Raw genomic sequence first — 20,013 nt, 5'->3', positions numbered from 1 at the left:
CTATTCCCTCCCATTTAATTAACAGCTTGCGTTTCATAGTTTTCGAGATACCAGCGATACGTCTCGTGCAACCCTTCTTCAAGAGAAGTTGAAGCTTCAAAGCCTAATGAGTGTAGCTTTGTAACATCAACGAGCTTCCTCGGTGTGCCGTCTGGCTTGTCGGTATTGTAGATCACTTTCCCTTCGTACCCAACAACAGCTTTGATTTTCTCGACAAGTTCAGCGATTGAAATATCCTTCCCAACACCGATGTTTACAATGTCGTTCCCATCATATGTTTCCATCAGATGAACACACGCATGAGCGAGGTCATCACTATAGAGAAACTCTCTTCTCGGTGTTCCTGTCCCCCATACTTCAATCGATGAACTTCCATTCTTCTTCGCTTCATGACATTTACGAATGAGCGCAGGAAGCACATGAGAACTGTGTAGATCGAAGTTATCATTTATGCCGAATAAATTTGTCGGCATCACAGAGATGTAGTTCGTTCCATATTGTCGATTATAAGACTGACACATTTTAATACCGGCAATCTTCGCAATGGCGTACGGCTCATTCGTTTGCTCAAGCTCTCCTGTAAGAAGGTACTCTTCCTTCATTGGTTGCGGAGCGAACTTCGGATAGATACACGTACTACCTAGAAACAATAGTTTCGTAATCCCTGCTTCATGTGCTGCCGTAATGACGTTTGTCTGAATGAGTAAGTTATCCCGAATAAATTCAGCCGGATAGTCGCGATTAGCGACAATCCCGCCAACCTTCGCTGCTGCTAAGAAAACAACATCAATGTTCTCCGTTTGGAAGAAGTGATCAACGGCTCTCTTATCTCGCAGGTCGAGCTCTTTGCTCGTTCTTGTAATCAGTTGATTGTATCCTTCCTTTTCTAGTCTTCTTACGATCGCCGAACCAACAAGACCTTTATGTCCAGCTACGAAAATTCTGTTCTGTTTATGCAAATCGCCACCCCTTTTCTCTCATTCTTAATCGTTTGAATTTACTTTGAATGCATCAAGGCCGCTGAGCGACGCTTAATCTCTCTTGAGAAATTCCATCTACGGTGCTTCCATTGCAGCGCTCTTTTTTCAATGAAGTGCCAGGATACATACGCACAAAGGAGAACCAGTGGATACGCTAGTAAGAAGTTAATATACGGATCCATACTGCCACCGAACTGTTTCGATATGATTTGTTGAATCGGAAAGCCGTAAATATAAATGCCATAAGAAAAGTCACCGCGTTTACCAAATCCTGATAAATTAACTCGCCTACCATAAGCTAGATAGAACGTCAGGTAACTACCAACGATCGGAAAGGCTGCAATCATGCCTCCATATTCAATCGTTAAAGCGAGTACTACAAGTGAAAGTAGCGCTAGTCCACCGTGATACGGTATTTCTTTACGGTAGAGGTAGAACACCATGCCAGAAGAGAAGATGGAGAACAACTCAACTGTGTTTCCACCGAAAGGTAGTGGTACATTCGACAAAATGACTGTTATAACGAACATTAGTAGCATAAGAACCCTTTTGTACAACAGGCCTGTTATACCTAGACCTGCCACAACTAGATAGAACAGAAACTCGTAAGCAAGCGTCCAGAGTGATCCATTCACAATACCGGTATTGACGTTCCCTTCAAACACACCGGGAAGTTCATAAGGCATTGGCCATAATAAGGAAGCTCGTAAGTATCCATACGTTTCTGTTTGCATAAAGTACTCTTTAAGATTCATTGAGGTCATTAATGGACCAATGATAAAGACTGTTAGGGCTACAATAATAATTAGGGCTGGGAAAATACGTAGTATCCTTGCTTTAAGAAAGTAGCCGGGCGATCGTGATTTATCAAAGCTCATTGTGATAAGAAAGCCACTTGTAACAAAAAACACAAGGACTGAGAAATAACCTAGTGTGGATTGACCATGACTCAACAACATGAATGGTTCAGTATCTTCGTGACCCAGTGAAATAGCATATGCATGTGTGAAAACGACGAGAGAAGCGGCGACGAAGCGCAAGATATCGAAGTGATTTCTTCGGCCTTCCATCCGGTCTACAAGCATATCTTTCTTGGAATTCACATTTATCCCCCCTCGAAATTAAGGCATTACCCCCTGCCTTTTCTAACGAACGACATCCAATACACGCTCGGAGAGTAGAAGTTCTTCATATTGTGATTTCACTTTATCCGCATTGAACGTTTTTGCAATGGTCTCCTGTGCTCCACTTGCCATCTCTCTCGTTTCCTCAGGATTGAGAAGCATATAAGAGATTTGGGTCGCGAATTCTTGAGCTGTGTTCGCTTGAAGAATATTTTTGCCGTTTACAAGTGTAGATCCTTCCATCCCGGCTCGCGTTGATATGATCGGAAGACCATAGCTTGCAGCTTCAAGCGTCTTAATTTTGATGCCACCTTCTTGTCGCTCAGGAACTAGGAAAATATCTCCCGCTGTTAAATAAGGTTCAATTTCTGGAACATCGGAGTGATATTCGATATTTGACAACTTACCAAGCTCTTCCTCTAGCTGTGAAGCCGATTCACCAACAAACTTGAGCGAAAGATGTGGGAACGTTTCTCGTACAAGTGGCATCACTTCGTTTGCCAACCAAAGCGCATTCTTTCGTTTTGGATACCATTTGTAACTACCGATTAATAGTAAGTTAGGCTTAAGGATTTCGCTTTTGATGGCTGGTAGCTTAATAGGGGGTGGAATTACCTTGAATTCAGGTTTACTAGAAAGTTGCTTTAAGCGATCACGATCCTCTTCCGTTAGTGCTACGCATGTATCAACCGCATTAAGAATATCCGATTCTAATCTTGTTAACTTACTCGATTCGAGCTTCGTAATCTGTTTCATCACACCTGATTCGTTCTTTGAAATCGAACCAATCGCATGTGCTTCAGCATTGTGAGCGATATAAACCAATCTGGCGTAACTTTTAATATGAGGAGCTAGCCATGCACTTCGCATATGGTTAAGAATAATAACGTCCGGTTGGATCTTAGCGATTCGATCATTGACAACTTCAACAAGATCTCTATGTTTAAATTGCCAGGTGACCATGGAATCCTTGCTAATGATCGAACGGATTTGGGATACCTTCTTATTCTTTTTAGATTTGAAAAGGACGTTCATGGAAGCTAGGTTCTCTTTCTTACTATCTCTTATCAACTCGCTTCCTGCTAAAGCAAGCAGGTGAACTTCATGCTCTTCACTTAGCATCGTAAGAACTTGTCTTGTTAGTTTGTAATAACCATCCCGCCCCTCCCACGGATGATCACCATTTAGAAACAATACTTTCAACCTGATCACTCCTTTCTAGTTTGCTTCACGCTCTACTTTATAACTGTCTTCCTTTTTCGGAAGGGATAGCTTTGTAATCCACTTCATATGTGCCCAGATGCCAAGCTTGCGCTTCGTGACAACAATCATTAGGAAATTCTGAAGTAAGAGACCAGCTGATTTCACAACGGCTACACCTGTAGGTCCATATTTCTGTACAGCGATAATACTTCCACCAATCATCAGGACGCTTGAGAAAAGCGTAATATACATGATTGCTTTCTGATTACCTGTCATCATGAGCGTTGAACCAGCCGCTCCAGCAATCACATTAAAGAATTGACCGATGCAAAGGATGGAGAGAATGACTGCTCCTCCTTTATAGAATTCGCCAAAGATTAACCCAAGAATAAGCTGACCACCTGCTATAAAAACAATGATCACAGCAATGGCTGGGATGCTTGCGATCGTCGAAACACTTCTTAGCGTCCCTTCAATCTCCTTTAATTTGTTCTGTGCATTCATTTGAGCAATGAGCGGTGGTGTGATCATATCAGCAATTACAATCGGCATGGATACGAGTAAGACGAGACGAAAGGCGGCTCCATAAATCGCCACTTCTTCTTCTGATCCAAACGCCCCTACAATCCATAAGTCGGATTGATATAAGAAAAATGCCGTCACGGTAAAAATTAATAGCGGCATGGATACGCCGAGAATACCCCTGTAAGAAATCGTCTCAAGAGAAGGAAGTGTTAACGCTGGATCAGTTTCACGAACACTACTCACCTGACGCTTAAATAACCAGCCGGCAATCGTGACGCTCGTTAGTAAGGAAATGACCATCAAACCAACGACCGTGATCAGTCTCGATTCACCTAGAAAGTAGATTAAGAAAAGACTGATAACGAGCATAAGACTTGATAGGAATCCTCCAAAGATCGAAGCGAACTTAATGTTGTGAAAGCCTCGAAACCCTTCTGAGATGATTTGTTGGAAAATATCAATGAAGATCCAAACAGAGACAAGAACAACGATTGGCATCACGATCTTCATATTAAACACGCTTGTCGCAATCGATTGGAAAAAGATGACGAAGAATACTGCAAAACCGAGTGCTCCTACAAGACCTATTTTCAGGATCCGTTTCACGAGTATTCTCACTCGATCGGGCTCGTTTAAATTCTCAGCAATCAATCTCACAACCGTTTGACGTAACCCTAACATTCCTATATAACTACCGAATGTTACGATGCTAAATAGTAGGAAATAGATTCCTACCTCTTTAGGAGAAAGAATTCTCGCCAAAAGGGAATTGACTAGTAGGCTTAGGAAAACCGTACCGAACTTCCCTGCCATCGCCCATACTCCGTGACTTAACAGTCTTTTCGCTACTGGATTCTCCATGAGTCGTGCCCATGTATTCTGAAACATTACTCATGCCCACCTTTCTTACTTAGCCTTTCATTCGTTCTCGCGATCCTGTTTCTACTTCTGAAACCATCCAACACAACCACCGCTTCCCCTGATTGAAATCATACTATCCGATGACTGACTCAAACTTGTCTGTGATCCGTGTAATGTCAAAAGCTTCTTCTGCATAAGCTCTTGCGTTTATGCCCATTTTCTTAAGAGCAACGTCATTTGAAATTAAGAGCTCTGCTTGTTTCACGAATTCATCTGCTTCGAATGGTTCTACCACTTTACCTGATTCTTGTCGGGTAACGATTTTGGCTGCTAGATTTGTACGAGGTACGCTTAGCAGCATTGGTTTTCCAGCGCAGTGATACGTTAAGACTTTAGAAGGAACAGAGAATGCACCTGCGTCTGGCTCTAATACAGCAACAAGTAAGTCGGCTGTACCAAGCACGTTCGCAACTTGATCAAACGGCTGAAATCCGAGAATAAGAAGATTTTGTAAACCAAGCTTCTCTTTTTGCTGTTTCAGCCAATCTGCACCGGCACCTTCAGACACAACCACAACCTTCACATCACTTTGTTCCTTAAAACGAACAGCTAGATCTAAAAGGAGTGAAGGATTGTGTTTCATTCCGAGCGTACCAGAGTAAACAATGCATTTCGATTCGTGAAGACCATGTTCGATTGACCACTCATTTCTTTTGGATCTGAGCGGTAAATCTTCAATCGGTGCCCAGTTCTCAATCACATGGAGATTCTCTTCCTGTACTTTCCAATCTTTCATTTGCTGTTTAAAGTCTTCAGTGATGAGTACAATTTCTTTGCTTTTGCGTAATAGTGATCGTTCTAGATTCACATAGTATCGACCAATTAGTGATCCAATGACCGGGATTTTTTTGCGAAGAATCCGATCAACCGCTACTCCATACAAATCCTGAATCCAGAAGATAAATTTTGTTTCGGTTGCATGGCACTGCTTTAGTAGAAGCTTCTGTGTATCCAGTGGTGTATTTCCTGAAAGAACAACATCAGGTTTCCACCTTTTCACTTCTTCAACTAGCAGGCGACCGTACTCGATTTCTTGCTGGCGCCTCTTAAGATAAGACTGTTTTTCAATAACAGCGGAAAGTGAAATTCCTTCAAATGATAGGTGATCTGGATCTCCTTCTTTACGCTGAAGTGAGCCTTGTGGCGACAGAACAGATTTAGAGAACACATGCCGTACTTCATGCCCTCGCTGTGAAAGTGCTCGGCTTAATTGAATGGGGAATGAGTAACCTCCGTAATCATGAACCATAATCTTCATATATACTACCTCCTTTGTTCGATTAGATAGAGTGGCTGGAGTGAGTGATGATGAGGAGGAGGCTTCTTCTGAACAGCAACCTCTTCTTGGACACTCTCACCTGTCGCAAACATCATGATGAGTATGTAACACATATAGAAAGTTACCGCTTCAAGTAACGCTCCTGAGAGAATCGCATAATTCACGAACATACAGAACGAAAGGACTCGGTTCGGCGCATTTGCAACGAATGAATACGTAATAAGAATGCTGAAAGCTGCTCCCCCGAGAAGTCCGTACTCAATTAGTAACTTAATGAATGCTAGACTATGAGCCTGCTTTAATGGACTGTTCTCACCAAACGTGTACGTGACACCTTCATAAGCATCTAACGTACCTGGTCCTATACCAAATAGAACGGTCGATAGTTGTTGCGTTTGAAAGAACTCCCCGTAAGCAAGATATGGCGCAACAAAACGAATATAAGCGCTGCTTTCAGGATTTGTAAACTCTCCGACTCTTCCAAGCATTAATTCACCAAAATCACTCGTTAGAAAGAAATAGATTGGAACGAGAGATAGAATAAAGATCGGTACAAGCTGTTTCGCTTTCATTTGAAATAGAATCGGAAGTGCTGCTAGTAACAGTAGGATGAATCCTGTTCCAGAGAATCCAAAAAGGATCCCAATCACGAAAAGTATGATGATTTTCATACGTTTGAAATAGAAGAATTCAATGATGATCGCTGTCGCAATAAATTTCGAATAGAATGATGGCTCCAACAAAAACATGCCATGCGATTTAAAAATTGGTGAGCCGAACACGAGTGGAATATGTGTATTGTAGCCCTGAAGCATGACGGTTGGTGGCAAGCTCTCGAAAGGATCAATAAATCCACCTACGAATTGAAACAGAAACTGGAAGATTCCAATTAGTGTAATGGCAACAACGACTCCCTGAAAGCTCTTCAGTAAAAAATGAAAATGCCGCTGATCTTTATATGTAAAGATAATTGGCAGATAGAATGCTAGTAAGAACAAGAGAGAAGTTAAACTAAAGCTTGTTGTAGCAAACATCGAATAGACACTCGATAGTAACAAACAACATAGCGCTATAACGAACAGAAAGAACTTCTTAGTATCTAACACTAAACGATTAAACAGAAACAGGATGAGAATGATCGGCAATCCTAAACAAAATAGAAGAGGTACAACCATTCCACTAACTGTAACACCAAGGCGTTGGAAGAAAACGAGGAGGATGACGAAGAGAAGAAGCAAGACACGTTCAATTGTTAGACCACTACGCATATCCATCTTCTTCGCCTCCTCTTATTCATGCAACTCACTTGTTTTGTTCTTTATATTGAACGATTACGCATATTATACTAATAATGTTATAAATGACAAACCATTAAAAAAGACCATTTAGTTGGAATAACATGCCATTTCCTTCTTTTATCTCACATATTCTTATATTATCAACCAAATGTACTTTATATCGAACGAACTTCTTACTCAATCTTTTTCCATTTGTATAGGGATCCTTCTTTAATACATATATAAAGTTCATCTGTTTGGCCGTTCTGAATTAAGATGATCCTCCCTCGCATTTCCTCTGTTGGATTAGGGAGTTTACTTTCATACTGCACACCAAGTTTCTCATAGAAATTCTGGTCGTTGTATCGCTTGAGGATCGGTGTGCCATCACTGTTTACTAACTTATTAAAATCCCCTATCTTCTCCACATCCCCAATGAACCGTTCGATAGTTGCAGAATTGTCTTCTTCCCCTACCGTTTCAAATATGGATAGTGTGCCACCTTCCTGGACTGTGTCCCTTGTATGGACACCATCAACAGAGAGGTTGGAATTTCCATACACTCTAAAAATGGAGCTATCTGAATGAATCACGTTATTAATGAAATCATTTCCCATCACTTTAACGTTAGAGTTATGAATATCGAAATATGATCCTTCTTCAAACAAATCGGTTCCCTCAATATGAGGACTTATAATGACGACATTTCTGCTGTTATTCAAGCTAAAAGCTGTCGTGATATCTGACCACTCGGCATTAACTTGGATAAGGGTTAGCTCAGATAAATTATCAAAGTAATAAGGTACCACTTTCTCTTCGTATCGATCGTCGCGAGTTCCGTTATGAGTATAAATGTTCTCCATGACGCTGCCCGAAAGACCACCTGTAGAAGGGGCGAAATGTAGAGCGTTTTTTGCATAATTGAATACATAAATATTACGAAGATTTAATGAGAACGCATGATTTGTTTCTTTACTAGAAGGCAGCACATAGAAACCGCGATAAACTGAAACGAGCTTAAGATTCTCAAAGCTCGAGTGCCCAACTTCACCTTCAAACACAATCGCATTTCGCTCAGGATGTTCGTCCTGGTACCAATCCTCATACTGAAGTGTTAGATCTCGTATATCACTATTTGATCCAACGACTTTAAAAATTGGCGCATCAGCATTGCTCATAATAACTGTATTCGCCATCCCTGAGCCATGAATTTTGTGTTTGTCGACTTCAAAGGATTGTGTCACAAGATACGTTCCTGCAGGAAAAAACAAATACGCGCCATCTTTAAGAGCCTTTCTAATCGCTACAGTATCATCCGTTACGCCATCGCCTTTCGCACCGTACTCCTTCACATTGATTCGATCTGGTTCAACAAACTCATCTGAAGTATTATCCGCATTAACAGGTGTCGTACGCTGAACATCATCAAATTGAATAAAGACTAACCCAGCTACAACAAGCATAAAGGCGATAACACTTGCAATTAACAGTTTCTTCATTAATCCCGGTGCTCCTCTCCACTGCCGTTCTCCTATTTTATCTGAAATTCTTTTTTACCGGATCGTTCACGAAAGCCATCAAGCGCCCCTAACATAATGAGATTGCTACGCCGTCTCTTGCTATCCTGATTCTTCACAACAACCCGTACATGGTACTCAAACACCCGCCAGAGAACATTCATAAATGCACTAATTCTAGCAAGGCCTCTCCCCTCATTCCTTAAAATCATGAGGTATGCATTTCGGATGTTGTAATACGCAAAAAATGGCGCTACTTCTCTTGAAGAAGACGCACTGGATATCTTATGGTAAACAATTGAATCTGGAACGTAGAGAATCTTCCAACCTAACCTCCCAGCTCGAATGTTCCAATCGGTGTCTTCGTAATATAGAAAATAATCTTCCTCAAGATAACCGACCGATTCAACCAGTTCTCTTCTGAATAGGAGGCTGCAGCCTACAATGTATTTCACACTCTTAATCTCATCATATTGCCCTATGTCTCTTTCTTTATATCCAATATGATGAGTTGAACCAGAATAACAGTTCACTTCGCCTCCAGCGAACCAAAGCAATCCTGTATCTGAGAAGTAAATCTTCGAACCGACAATCCCCACCTTTTCATCTCGATCAATAACCTCTACTAGTGGATGCAGAGCATTCGAATCAATTGTTGTATCGTTATTTAGTAGCCAAATATAATCATGGCCATCTTCATAAGCTTGCTTGATTCCTTTGTTGTTCCCTCCAGCAAATCCGAGGTTCCCGCCAGACTGAATAAACGTAACACCGATTGGATATGCCCCTGCATCATAGTCGTTTATAAGTTTCTGATAAGAATCATCACCCGATTGATTATCAACAATGTACACATGAAACGGGTCATACTTCAGCTCCCCTAGAGACAAGAGGCATTGAGATGTATCATCGTAGCTATTCCAATTTAATAGAATAATCGCCACAGAGCGCTTTTTAGAATTCACCATCATGATCCTCACTTTCAACTGTCATACAGGCGACTAACGCTTCTTTCCAATGTCGCGGTGTCATGCCTGCCTGATTCAGCCGCTTATGTTTTAGTACGGAATATGCCGGTCTGCTTGCCATTTGATAGTCTGGCGCAATCTTCTCTAGCTTCGAACTTATTGCCCCTATATCCAAAATGGCTTTAGCAAATTCATATCGTGAGCAAGAACCTCTATTTGTTACATGGTAGGTTCCAAACTGATCTGTCTCAACCAGTTTCATAACGATATGAACGAGATCTTCCGTATAGGTCGGGCTACTTATTTGAACATCCACAACCCCAATTGTCTCTTTCGTTTCCGTCGCATCTAGGAAGTTCAAGAAATAGTTCTGTCCTGACCATCCGTACACCCAAGACGTTCGGATAATGAAATAGTTGTTCAATGTTTGCCGAACGAATTCTTCTCCTGCTAGTTTGCTACGTCCATATGCATTGATCGGATCTTCTCTATCATCTTCTGAGTATGGTAGATCCGCTTCCCCATTGAACACATAGTTTGTACTAAGAAAGACAAGGCTTGCATTAATGCGCCTTGTCTCCTCAGCCAACCATTTCGTAGCATGAGCATTTATTTGGAATGCACGATCTTGTTCCCTCTCCGCTTCGTCAACACTTGTAAAAGCTGCACAGTTTACAATCACATCGGGTCTGACGTGATTAAGTAGGTTCGAAACTTTCTCATAATCAGTGATATCGAGATCTTCCCTTGTATACGAAAAAACCTGATGCGATGACCCTTTCAGCAATCGAACAAACTCTAATCCTACCTGACCACCAGCTCCAATAATCATCAGCTTCTTTGTAATCGAGTTGGCTTCCTTGGTTGCACCACCTCTAGACTCCATCACCATTGGACGCAATCACTGAAAATGACCGTTTGGTGGCCAACCTTCGCGCTCCATAGTCTCATCTTGCTATTCCTCCGTTATCCTTATTTAATAAGAGCAGTTTCTTTACTAAATAGTGGGCTAAAATCAATATCCTGAACAAGGAGGTTCGCTCTTGCAAGTGAGGAGTGTGTACCAGCATCTGTCCAATATCCTTCGAGCTTATTAAAGGTTAGAGCTCCCTTTGCAATATACGCATTGTTTACATCCGTAATTTCAAGCTCCCCTCTCGCCGATGGAATTAGCGTATCGATGATATCGAACACAGTTGAATCGAACATATAAATCCCAGTCACAGCATAACGAGATTTCGGAACCAGTGGTTTCTCTTCAATTGAAACGATAAAGTCTCCAACGATTTCAGGGACGCCAAAGCGTTCAGGATCATCTACTTCTGAAACCAACAGCTTTGCGCCAAGACCCTGATCTTTATAACTCTCAACATAAGGAGCAATATTATCTTGAAATATATTATCTCCAAGGATCACGACCATCGGTTCATGATGAGTAAATGTCTTCGCCAAACCTAATGCTTCCGCAATTCCACCTGCTTCATCTTGAACGCGATACGTTAAGCTAACATCAAATTCTGCCCCGCTCCCAAGTAAATTCACCACATCACCCATATGCTCTCGTCCCGTAACGATTAAGATGTCTTCGATTCCAGCTTCTTTCAGCTTGTAAATCGAATGATAGATCATAGGAAATTTCCCAACGGGTAATAAGTGTTTATTCGTCACTTTCGTTAACGGGTAAAGACGTGAACCAGTTCCTCCAGCTAGAATAATTCCTTTCATAACGATCCATCCCCCATTTCAAATTTGCCTCTCGCTAAATGAGAAGCATTCCGTTCCTTAGTAAGCACCTCTCTTTTTCAATACTGCCGAAAACGTTCCAATGATAATTTTGATATCCATCTTGATCGACTGGTTGTACACATAGAATAGTTCCACATCAATACGCTCTGGATAACCAACTGCACTTCTTCCACTTATTTGCCAGTATCCGGTCATACCTGGCTTGACTGAAAGAAAGACTCTTTGTTTGTTTCCGTATTGCTGAAGCTCTTCGTTCACAATTGGTCTAGGACCAACAAGACTCATGTCGCCTTTTAACACATTGATTAATTGAGGGATTTCATCTAAGCTCGTTTTTCTAAGAAAACGTCCCAATTTCGTAATACGGGGATCTTCATCAGGTTCGAGCTTAAAGTTATTGGTGACGTATTTCTGGTAAAGCGTCTCATCCTTCTTCAATACTTGTTCTGCATCAGTTACCATTGAACGGAATTTGTAAATAGAGAAAGGCACGCCGTCCTTCCCAAACCGCTGCTGTTTAAAGAAAATTGGACCTCTGTCAAAGATAGAGATGACCATTATGATAGCCATTAGAGGAGAGAGAAGAAGAAGGGCTATCAGGGCAGCTACAATATCCATTACGCGCTTGGCTGCATAGTATCCAGCTGATAATTGACTTGGAGTTACCGGTTCGGAAGCTGGATATGATTTAACTGCTTCTATCTCTAAATTAGACTTTGACACTGAACCATCATCCTCCAATCGTTATTATTATTCTGTCTCGTTAGCCTTGGATTCGTTCTTATTAAAGAACGATAGGGTGCAATATCTTTTATTTACTCGCAAAGGCACAGTGAGCCTCAATCTCATCCCATGTAAGGAAAAAACGCTCAATATCTCCTTCAATTAGCTCTGACCCGGTCTGAACTTCAATTAATTCTAGGTCAGTCAATGCTTTGATTCCATGCTTGCTACCAACTGGTACTTGCAGAACATCGCCCGCTTTAACAAATCGAATTTCACCATTTAGTGCAAACAGTCCTTCGCCTTTAAGAATTGTCCACACTTCACTTCGTCTCGTATGAAGCTGGTAGCTAATGTTCTTACCTTTGAATACTCCGATTCGCTTCGTAAGAACTTCATCACCTTCAGCATATTTAACATGATCGAGTACTCTGTACCAGCCCCACCTTCGTTCTTCAAACATTGGTCGTTGCACAAGATCTTTAATGAGATTCTTCACATTTGGACTCGACTGTTTATCCGTTACAAGAATTCCATCTGGACTAACGGCTACAACTGCGTTTTCAATGCCAAGGACGGTGACAGGAATATCAAGCTCATTAATGATGTGGGTGTTTGTTGACTTGTCACAGAGCTTTCCTTTGCCAATCTGCGTAGTCGACATTTCTTCTGTGAGCGTATTCCACGTTCCAAGGTCCTTCCAGCTCCCTGCATAAGGTAGAGCTACAATTTTCTTTGTTTTCTCCACAACTTCATAATCAAAGCTTGTTTTCATTAAGCGCCCGTATTGCTTGGTTAACTCTTCATAATGAATCGGTAACCCTTTCTGAACAAGTAAATTGATGATGTAATCGAGTTTGAAAGCAAATACACCACAATTCCACAGTGCTTTCTGTTTCATTAATCCTTCTGCATCCTCTTCGCTCGGTTTTTCTTTAAAATGACTAACAGTGAGTCCGCTTGTTCCAGGATGCTGTGGGAGCTCTGGAATGATATATCCATACTTTGAAGAAGGATATGTAGGCTCCACCCCAAGCAAGGCAAGATCAGCATCAGATGTCATCAATACGTCTTCCAGTTCCTTTACTTTCTTGAAAAAATTATTGTGCACATAAGGATCAACTGGAAGAACGCCAATGACCTCATTTAAACTAGCACCAGCCATTGAATATAAATAGGTTGCTGCTAGAGCAATTGCAGGAAACGTGTCTCTCCGTTCCGGCTCAATGATGAGAGGAACCTCCCCCCCAAGTTGGTTCTGAATCATATCAACCTGACTTTTGCTCGTTGCTACGAAAGCGGATTGGTCTAGATCAACGGCTTTAAGCTGTTTCCAAACACGCTGAACCATTGATTCCATTTCTCCATGTTCATTCTTCAGCACTTTAAGGAATTGTTTCGAGCGTGAATCATTCGATAGTGGCCATAATCGCTTACCCGATCCTCCAGATAACAACACAAGCTTCATAATCTCAACCCTTTCGATGTTGGAATATATCAATCGTTCTTTTTATGATTCGACAAAGTTCTTTAAAAAGAACGATATCACCAAAAGAAAGAACGTTGCTACTGACGTCCGTAGTAATAGAATGTTTTATCTCGACGTTTGTTCTTGCGATTTAGAACGACACCTAATAACTTCGCCTTCGCATGAATGAGGGCGTCCTTCGCTTGATTAGCAGAGTCAGACTCCGTTTTACCGCTATTCACGACTAGAATCGAGCCTTGGCAACGGTTTGCCATGATTTGTGCATCGGAAACAATAAGAACAGGCGGAGTGTCAACAAGAACAATATCGTAGTGTCGACAGGCTTCTTTCAGAAGTTGCTCCATTTGTGGAGAAGCAAGTAACTCAGATGGATTTGGTGGAATTGGACCGCTTGCTAGAATATCGAGATTTGGCACTGCTGTTGGAATAACGGCTCCTTTTAAAGAAAGTTGACCGGTTAAGACATTTGTAACGCCTTTGATGTTATTTCGTTGGAAAGCGTAATGCACAGAAGGCTTTCTCGTATCAGCATCAATAATCAACACTTTCTTCTCCTGTTGAGCCATCACAACAGCAAGATTCGTAATCGTTGTTGTCTTCCCTTCTCCAGCCATTGGAGAGGTTACCATATACGTTTGGATTTGTTCATTGATCGAAGCAAATTGAATGTTTGTGCGAATCGTTCGATATTGCTCAGCTACAGGAGACTTCGGATTAAGGTGGGTGACCAACATTTGGTTTCTTTTCATCTTCGGTTTATTAAGAGCCAATCATCTTCCCTCCTACTTCTTTTTTCTTTGCTTTCGTTTTCATTTGGGCTATTTGTTGAGGTGTTGTGGTTTCTTTAATCTTTGTAATTGCACCAAGGGTCGGTAGCCCAAGTTTGCTCTCAATATCTGCTTCTGTTTTGATCGTATTATCAAAATACTCTCTCGTAAAGGCAATGCCAATTCCAATAAAAGCACCAGCAAGTCCTGCGACAATAATATTCAGGAGTGGTTGAGGTTTAATTGGTTTCGGATCTGCTTTTAACTTTGCAGGATACAGGACATTAACGTTATCCACCTTCATGAATTTCTTAATTTGATCTTCAAATACTTTCGTAATTGAATTTGAGATGTTCACTGCTGTTTTTGGATCTTCATCTTCTACAGTGACAACAACTACCTGAGAATTTTCCTGACTGCTTACTGTAACCTGCTCATAAATCGTATCGAAATCACGATTCAGATCAAGTTCAGTAATCACCTTTTCAAGGATTAGAGGACTTTTAATGATGACGCTATACGTATTAATCAATTCAATGTTAGATTTCACTACGTTCACATCGAAAATGTTATCTGAGTCAGCTTGATTCACAAGAATTTGCGTTGAAGATTGGTAAACAGGCGTTATGGCATACTTCGAAACAACACCACTAATGACCATTGCTACAATTGCAATAAGAACAATCATAACCAAATTCTTTTTAACCATCTTATACAAATCTCTTAAATTCAATTTCTCTTCCATTACAGCCTCCATCCCAATGAATTAGACTTGTAGGAATTCGTCTGTACTTTAAAACGAACACCTAGATAAACAACAATACTGACTCTTTTGCTATCTATAACTCCCCCAAATACTTTATAAAATACCTATCTGTTCTTTTTAATGAACTTAATGTTATTATAGTGTATTCTATACAAAATACAAGTTTAAATTTCTAAGGGGAACTGCGATTATCTCAATTCACACTCTATTTTACTTTAATTTCCTTATAAAGTCTTCCGTTTTGACTTTTTGTGGGAAATTAAAAAGAAAGAGGGATCAGACACGTGTCTGATCCCTCTTAAGTCTTTTATTCAAACAACATTCTAATATCTTCTTCTACCCCGTCACCAACTGCGCTCTTTCCACCAAGAATCGTGTAGTACATTGTTTCGTTATCTTGGAAGAGTGTAGCTGCTGGATCCGGGAGGCTGTCTTTTCTCGTTAAGACAACTGGCTCGTACCAGTTTGCTGCGAGTACTGAACCTGTTAATGCGTCAGCAAAGCCTTGACCTGTTGCGAGAGTTGCTCCGAATACTGGGACATCAAGCTGCTTTACAACTTGTACAGATGTATCGTAGCGGTCTTTTCCAGCAATACGCTTACGGTTAGGGAGTTTTTTGTAAACAGTATCACTTATTACTGCTGTTCCACCAATTGCATACGTATCGTTGTAGTTCTTCAAAGCCTTAGCTGTTTCAGCTGGAAGCTCTTTTGTTTTTGTTAGAAGAATTGGGCTACCTTGGGAAGCAGCGATGGAAGCGACTGATAGGGCGTCTGGGAAGTTACCACCGTATGTTACGAACGCTGTGTCACTCCATGGCTCTAATTCAGCAGCAATTTTCGCAGCTGTGTCATAACGATTCGCACCAGCGATGCGGTCGAATGTAATGTTCATTTTCTTAAGCTGGGTTTCAACGTCTTTCGTAACAACAGATTGTCCACCAAGGATCGTCACGTGCTCGACTCCGAAGTAAGTTAACGCCTTTTTCACAGAATCAGGAATTGATTTTGTTTTCGTTAATAGAATCGGTGCATCCATTTGATAGGCAAGGGGCGCTCCTGCAAGGGCATCAGGGAAATCGAGTCCTGTTGCGAGAACCACTTCAGGTGTATTTCCTTCTTCAAAGCCAGCTTTCGCGATTTCAACTGCTGTTTCGTAGCGATCTAGGCCTTCGATACGAGTGATTTCTGGTTCACCTGTGTAGGCAGATGCTGTGAAAAAGTACTCAACGCCGTTGTTTTTATTAGCTGTATCAGATACGACGAAATAATAGGTTCCTGGTGCAAGGGCATCGAAACTAGCGTAGAAACCACCATCTTTATCCGTAAAATCTGGTGTGATCTTTTTCTGAGAACTGTTATACACATCAACCTGAAGTTTTAAAGATGGTTTCTCTTCATCAGTTCCAGCAATAAGGTCTAAGAAAACTTCCTTATCCGCATCAACTACGAGCTTATAATAGTCTTTATCATTGTTTGTTAGTTTACCTGATGCGAAATCACCATTTTGTAGCTTGTTCGCCTGAGCAAAACTATTGTTTGGTTCTACCTCATTAAAAAAGCCAAACTCATCATAGCCGTTCATTGAAATGTTCTGCGCTTTTTTGGCAAAAGCGTCCTGGTTATTGGCTGAAGCAGCAGGAGCACCAATCAAGCTTCCTGCAAGGATTACTGTAGATAACATAGCGAATGCTTTTTTCATTCTTTTCGTTTTCCCCTATCATTCTAATTTTCTAGTACACATCCGTTATCGAGCACGTCCCCCTGCTCCTTCATCACCCTTCCATTTTTTCACACTAAGATGATTATATATAGAAATGGGTGTAAGCGCTATAGGAAGATTTTGTCGGAAAATGGAGATGTTTTGAGAGGGGTCAGAGAGGGGTCAGACCCCTACCTACTTTTTTACTACAGTTCAAACTGTTCCTTTTGGTTTGAACTGTGCTAAATTGAGGAACTCAGTAAGAAAAGATACGGTTGTGACTCTCTATTCACATTTAAAACACCTTCACAATTTGTTTACATCTTGAAGGTACACATACACATACAGCACGATATGAGCGAAAATCCTAACAAAGGAAGGAGGTTTGTTAAATGGGCGTATTGCTTCGTAAAAGGATTACTGATCGTAGAACCTACCTTATTCGCAAGCTATTAAACTCACCTGACAACAGAAAAGACCTCACTCAACTTCATTTGCTTACACTAACAGAGCTTGAACGTGTGTATGCAAGGGATCTAAAGCGTAAATTAGTGCTGTAAAATAGAGAAGCGCAAAGTCCGCCTGAGGCGGACTTTGCGCTGTTTTTGTCTTTGTAGGGGGTCAGGCACGTGCCTGCCCCCCTTTCTTACTTCAACTGCTGATTCAATCCATACCAAATGACATCAACTCGATCTGCGGCCTCTGTCAGATCTTGATAAGCCCAACCTGTTAAGTCCCGCCAGTCGCGTTCTTCCCTTTCTAATGGGACAATCCCCTTCGTAATATCGGTCCCGATAATTACAACGGTTCTTTCTTTATTTTCACTTTCCCACGACTGCCAAATGCCTAATAATGAACGCCAGATCGCTCGGCATTCTTCAAGACTTGCGTCTTCAGTAAGACCTTTAATCCATTCCTCCATCCTTTCAAGAACGACTACATTTCCATAGAATCGACTAACATCAATTGGGATCTTCGGTTTATCGCTTGGCGATTTCCAATAGTGAATTTCCGTTAATCCATAGAACGACTTCACCCATTTTGCTTTGCCGTTATTGGCGCCTCCTGTAACGAAGTGCATCGCATCTCTCTCCTTCGTTCATCCTCTTCTAATTTAATTCCGTTCCTAAACCATTCGGAATGAGACAGTACTAGTACGACCGCTTCATTTGTAGTTGCTACGAAGAAATAACGGAGAACCTGTGAAAATCAATATTGCTTATGACATTCAAGGTTATCGTGTGTTTTTCCTTCTTGATTGTGAAGGAGCGGTTTTTTGTGGGTGGGGTCAGACAGGGGTCTGACCCCTTGTTACATTCTTCACAAAGTCTTAACACACAATAGCATCAAAACACGTTATGCTAGAGTAGAACGTGATTGTAATGGAAGGAGGTTGTGTAAACATGGGCGAACTGCTCCGTAAAGGCATGACCGATCGACGCACCTACCTCATTCGTAAGCTACTGAATTCACCAGACAATCGAAATGATCTAACAAAGCTTCACGAGCTCACTCTAACTGAGCTTGAGAAGATGTATGCTAATGAGAATCGTAAACAAGTACACGTACACTAATTGAAAAATAAATAGAAAAGCGCTCGAAGTCCGTCTGAGACGGATTTTAAGCGCTTTTTGTCTTTTTAGGGGGTCAGGCACGTGCCTGACCCCTCTTATTACTCTTATAAATATATTAATTCATCACTTCAATTTTTTATCAATCTCAGATACTAGCTCTTCAAAAAGCTCCTTAACAGTCATCTCCTTATTCAATCGCGTTCCTTGTCCTGCCCAGAGTGACATATAGTCTGCATTCCCCTGGTTAGCTGATTCTTTTCTGATTGGTTTTGTTAGGGTGTTTTGAATAGGATATGGTGCAATAAAGGCATTATCATTCATGAGACGAATAAAGTTATTCTCCATTCCTCTTGCTTCTTTTCCTGAAAAGGATTTGGTTATAACGGTATTCTCTTTGGTGGCATTCATAATTGCTTTCTTGTGAAGATCATGTGCCCCACTCTCGACAGTTGTTAGAAAAACCGTACCCATTTGTACGCCTTCTGCACCTAACATACTAGATGACGCGAAACCTCTTGCATCCATAATTCCGCCGGAAGCGATGACTGGAATCTTTACATGATCGACGATTTGAGGGACCAGGGCCATCGTTCCAATGAGACCACCTTTGCTCTCTCCTAAGAATGATCCACGATGACCTCCTGCTTCACTTCCCTGAGCGACTACCGCATCCATGCCAGCTCTTTCCACTGCTATCGCTTCTTCAACCGTCGTTGCTGTGCCGATAACGATGATGTTGTTTTCTTTTAGACGAGTGATGATCGATTGAGGAGGAATACCAAACGTAAAGGAACACACTGAAACACCTTCTTCAATAATGACTTCCACATGTCGTTCGATAGTTAAGGAAGCTTTTACATCTGGTACTTCATTCGGTATTTTTAATGCCTTACGTATGGGCTCTAGTGCATCGAAACTTTTATGTAAATCACTTTCTGAGATTTCCTGTTCTTCCACTACAAACAAGTTCACTCCGAATGGAAGCTTTGTTTGTTGATGAACTTCTTGAATCACTGTTCTTACTTGATCTGCGCTTAAGTAGCCCGCCCCAATCATTCCAAGACCGCCCGAATTGCTTACTTCTGAGACTAGTTGAGGAGTTGTTGGTCCTCCAGCCATTGGTGCTTGAATGATTGGATACTCGATTTGTAGAAGTTGTGATAGTACTGTTTTATTCCACATACCATTCCTCCTAGAGCATTATTTTTGATTATGTACCTAGCATAGTTGGGTTAGCTCAAGTTGTAAAATGCTGTTAATCATTTATGTAATTAAGATTAGTAGTGAAGGTAGGATGTCAAAGTCCGTGTGAGGTGGACTTTGACTTGCTTTTGTTCTTTTGTGGGGTCAGGCACGTGCCTGACCCCATTTCTTCTTTTCTTACATTCTTCCCATATCTTTCCTATACCACCTCATTTATAATGAACCTATTATCGATGAAAGGAGAGTTTC

General features: G+C 41.2%; 19 protein-coding genes. 2 read left to right on the top strand and 17 right to left on the bottom strand.

Annotated features, from left to right (window positions below; translation table 11 throughout):
* Positions 1–14 precede the first annotated feature (14 nt).
* The 15 genes from fcl to AB986_RS21190 form a co-directional block, all read right to left on the bottom strand.
* Entirely contained in the window at positions 15–959 is a 945-nt protein-coding gene (gene fcl / locus AB986_RS12390) for a GDP-L-fucose synthase (protein ID WP_048311447.1), read from the bottom strand.
* Between the two features lie 38 nt (positions 960–997).
* Complete coding sequence (locus AB986_RS12385) at positions 998–2,083, bottom strand: acyltransferase family protein (RefSeq protein ID WP_053216162.1); 1,086 nt, start codon at positions 2,081–2,083, stop codon at positions 998–1,000.
* Between the two features lie 42 nt (positions 2,084–2,125).
* Positions 2,126–3,307, bottom strand: coding sequence for a glycosyltransferase family 4 protein (locus tag AB986_RS12380; protein WP_048311446.1), 1,182 nt, complete (start codon positions 3,305–3,307; stop codon positions 2,126–2,128).
* A 15-nt stretch (positions 3,308–3,322) separates the two neighbouring features.
* The gene (locus tag AB986_RS12375; RefSeq protein ID WP_048311445.1) at positions 3,323–4,720 is read right to left on the bottom strand and encodes an oligosaccharide flippase family protein; all 1,398 of its coding nucleotides are present in this window, start codon (positions 4,718–4,720) and stop codon (positions 3,323–3,325) included.
* 106 nt (positions 4,721–4,826) lie between these two features.
* Positions 4,827–6,011, bottom strand: coding sequence for a glycosyltransferase family 4 protein (locus AB986_RS12370; protein WP_048311444.1), 1,185 nt, complete (start codon positions 6,009–6,011; stop codon positions 4,827–4,829).
* A gap of 5 nt (positions 6,012–6,016) precedes the next feature.
* Positions 6,017–7,306, bottom strand: coding sequence for a hypothetical protein (locus AB986_RS12365; protein WP_048311443.1), 1,290 nt, complete (start codon positions 7,304–7,306; stop codon positions 6,017–6,019).
* A gap of 197 nt (positions 7,307–7,503) precedes the next feature.
* Positions 7,504–8,808: a glycosyl hydrolase family 28-related protein gene (locus tag AB986_RS12360; RefSeq protein ID WP_048311442.1), complete on the bottom strand. Its 1,305-nt coding sequence runs from the start codon at positions 8,806–8,808 to the stop codon at positions 7,504–7,506.
* A gap of 32 nt (positions 8,809–8,840) precedes the next feature.
* On the bottom strand, positions 8,841–9,797 hold the full coding sequence (locus AB986_RS12355) for a glycosyltransferase family 2 protein (RefSeq protein ID WP_084006543.1): 957 nt from the start codon (positions 9,795–9,797) through the stop codon (positions 8,841–8,843).
* Positions 9,781–10,686, bottom strand: coding sequence for a dTDP-4-dehydrorhamnose reductase (gene rfbD / locus AB986_RS12350; RefSeq protein ID WP_053216160.1), 906 nt, complete (start codon positions 10,684–10,686; stop codon positions 9,781–9,783). The genes AB986_RS12355 and rfbD overlap by 17 nt, the downstream gene beginning before the upstream one ends.
* An 80-nt stretch (positions 10,687–10,766) precedes the next feature.
* Positions 10,767–11,519, bottom strand: coding sequence for a sugar phosphate nucleotidyltransferase (locus tag AB986_RS12345; RefSeq protein ID WP_048311441.1), 753 nt, complete (start codon positions 11,517–11,519; stop codon positions 10,767–10,769).
* A 57-nt stretch (positions 11,520–11,576) separates the two neighbouring features.
* The gene (locus tag AB986_RS12340; protein WP_048311440.1) at positions 11,577–12,263 is read right to left on the bottom strand and encodes a sugar transferase; all 687 of its coding nucleotides are present in this window, start codon (positions 12,261–12,263) and stop codon (positions 11,577–11,579) included.
* A gap of 88 nt (positions 12,264–12,351) precedes the next feature.
* A complete protein-coding gene (locus AB986_RS12335) occupies positions 12,352–13,731 on the bottom strand; it encodes a sugar phosphate nucleotidyltransferase (protein ID WP_048311439.1) in 1,380 nt (459 codons plus the stop codon).
* A 98-nt stretch (positions 13,732–13,829) separates the two neighbouring features.
* The gene (locus AB986_RS12330) at positions 13,830–14,522 is read right to left on the bottom strand and encodes a CpsD/CapB family tyrosine-protein kinase (protein WP_321212258.1); all 693 of its coding nucleotides are present in this window, start codon (positions 14,520–14,522) and stop codon (positions 13,830–13,832) included.
* Positions 14,512–15,264: a YveK family protein gene (locus tag AB986_RS12325; protein ID WP_048311438.1), complete on the bottom strand. Its 753-nt coding sequence runs from the start codon at positions 15,262–15,264 to the stop codon at positions 14,512–14,514. Before AB986_RS12325 ends, AB986_RS12330 begins: the two co-directional genes overlap by 11 nt.
* A gap of 328 nt (positions 15,265–15,592) precedes the next feature.
* The gene (locus AB986_RS21190; RefSeq protein ID WP_053216159.1) at positions 15,593–16,987 is read right to left on the bottom strand and encodes a cell wall-binding repeat-containing protein; all 1,395 of its coding nucleotides are present in this window, start codon (positions 16,985–16,987) and stop codon (positions 15,593–15,595) included.
* A gap of 392 nt (positions 16,988–17,379) precedes the next feature.
* Between AB986_RS21190 and AB986_RS22580 the strand changes: the two genes are divergently transcribed.
* Positions 17,380–17,547, top strand: coding sequence for a hypothetical protein (locus tag AB986_RS22580; RefSeq protein ID WP_169749942.1), 168 nt, complete (start codon positions 17,380–17,382; stop codon positions 17,545–17,547).
* Positions 17,548–17,633: 86 nt separating this feature from the next.
* Here the strand turns inward: AB986_RS22580 and AB986_RS12315 are convergent, their stop codons facing one another.
* A complete protein-coding gene (locus tag AB986_RS12315; RefSeq protein ID WP_048311437.1) occupies positions 17,634–18,068 on the bottom strand; it encodes a bifunctional adenosylcobinamide kinase/adenosylcobinamide-phosphate guanylyltransferase in 435 nt (144 codons plus the stop codon).
* 322 nt (positions 18,069–18,390) lie between these two features.
* Between AB986_RS12315 and AB986_RS22085 the strand changes: the two genes are divergently transcribed.
* Complete coding sequence (locus AB986_RS22085) at positions 18,391–18,561, top strand: Fur-regulated basic protein FbpA (protein ID WP_152670987.1); 171 nt, start codon at positions 18,391–18,393, stop codon at positions 18,559–18,561.
* Positions 18,562–18,684: 123 nt separating this feature from the next.
* Here AB986_RS22085 and AB986_RS12310 read toward each other — a convergent pair whose 3' ends face one another.
* Entirely contained in the window at positions 18,685–19,743 is a 1,059-nt protein-coding gene (locus AB986_RS12310; protein WP_048311436.1) for an NAD(P)H-dependent flavin oxidoreductase, read from the bottom strand.
* Positions 19,744–20,013 lie beyond the last annotated feature (270 nt).

It is taken from the genome of Guptibacillus hwajinpoensis (assembly GCF_001039475.1).
In the GTDB taxonomy this organism is placed as follows: domain Bacteria; phylum Bacillota; class Bacilli; order Bacillales; family Guptibacillaceae; genus Guptibacillus; species Guptibacillus hwajinpoensis.
This window is presented reverse-complemented; position numbering and strand designations above follow the sequence as displayed.

Excerpts from the sequence above, each read along its gene's own strand:
- AB986_RS12375 (WP_048311445.1), bottom strand. The coding sequence starts at position 4,720 with ATGTTTCAGAATACATGGGCACGACTCATGGAGAATCCAGTAGCGAAA.
- AB986_RS12370 (WP_048311444.1), bottom strand. The coding sequence starts at position 6,011 with ATGAAGATTATGGTTCATGATTACGGAGGTTACTCATTCCCCATTCAA.
- AB986_RS12365 (WP_048311443.1), bottom strand. The coding sequence starts at position 7,306 with ATGGATATGCGTAGTGGTCTAACAATTGAACGTGTCTTGCTTCTTCTC.
- AB986_RS12360 (WP_048311442.1), bottom strand. The coding sequence starts at position 8,808 with ATGAAGAAACTGTTAATTGCAAGTGTTATCGCCTTTATGCTTGTTGTA.
- AB986_RS12355 (WP_084006543.1), bottom strand. The coding sequence starts at position 9,797 with ATGATGGTGAATTCTAAAAAGCGCTCTGTGGCGATTATTCTATTAAAT.
- rfbD (WP_053216160.1), bottom strand. The coding sequence starts at position 10,686 with ATGGTGATGGAGTCTAGAGGTGGTGCAACCAAGGAAGCCAACTCGATT.
- AB986_RS12345 (WP_048311441.1), bottom strand. The coding sequence starts at position 11,519 with ATGAAAGGAATTATTCTAGCTGGAGGAACTGGTTCACGTCTTTACCCG.
- AB986_RS12335 (WP_048311439.1), bottom strand. The coding sequence starts at position 13,731 with ATGAAGCTTGTGTTGTTATCTGGAGGATCGGGTAAGCGATTATGGCCA.
- AB986_RS12325 (WP_048311438.1), bottom strand. The coding sequence starts at position 15,264 with ATGGAAGAGAAATTGAATTTAAGAGATTTGTATAAGATGGTTAAAAAG.
- AB986_RS21190 (WP_053216159.1), bottom strand. The coding sequence starts at position 16,987 with ATGAAAAAAGCATTCGCTATGTTATCTACAGTAATCCTTGCAGGAAGC.
- AB986_RS22580 (WP_169749942.1), top strand. The coding sequence starts at position 17,380 with ATGGGCGTATTGCTTCGTAAAAGGATTACTGATCGTAGAACCTACCTT.
- AB986_RS12315 (WP_048311437.1), bottom strand. The coding sequence starts at position 18,068 with ATGCACTTCGTTACAGGAGGCGCCAATAACGGCAAAGCAAAATGGGTG.
- AB986_RS22085 (WP_152670987.1), top strand. The coding sequence starts at position 18,391 with ATGGGCGAACTGCTCCGTAAAGGCATGACCGATCGACGCACCTACCTC.
- AB986_RS12310 (WP_048311436.1), bottom strand. The coding sequence starts at position 19,743 with ATGTGGAATAAAACAGTACTATCACAACTTCTACAAATCGAGTATCCA.